This window comes from Streptomyces sp. NRRL S-37 (genome assembly GCF_000721605.1).
GTDB lineage: Bacteria > Actinomycetota > Actinomycetes > Streptomycetales > Streptomycetaceae > Streptomyces.
On record NZ_JOIZ01000162.1, the window covers coordinates 1 to 238 of the forward strand.

A 238-nucleotide genomic window follows, 5' to 3' on the forward strand; every position below is an offset into this window, starting at 1 on the left:
GTCCCAGTCGACGTCGGCGCCGTACGCCCACGCCTCACCGAGCGACAGCGTGAACCGCTCCCAGCCGCCCTCCTCCCGCCGCAGCGTCCCCACCACACCGGCGGCGACACCCGCGTCCTCGACCGTCTCACGCACCCCGGTCGCCACGACCGGATGCGCACTGACCTCCACCAGCACCCGGAACCCGTCCGCCAGCAGCGCACGCGTCGCCGCCTCGAACTCCACCGTCCCGCGCAGG

1 protein-coding gene is annotated in these 238 nt (G+C 74.8%); it reads right to left on the minus strand.

From position 1 onward, the window contains the following. Positions 1–238: acyltransferase domain-containing protein (locus tag IH50_RS38555; protein WP_158801457.1), on the minus strand; the 238-nt coding region annotated here is incomplete at both ends.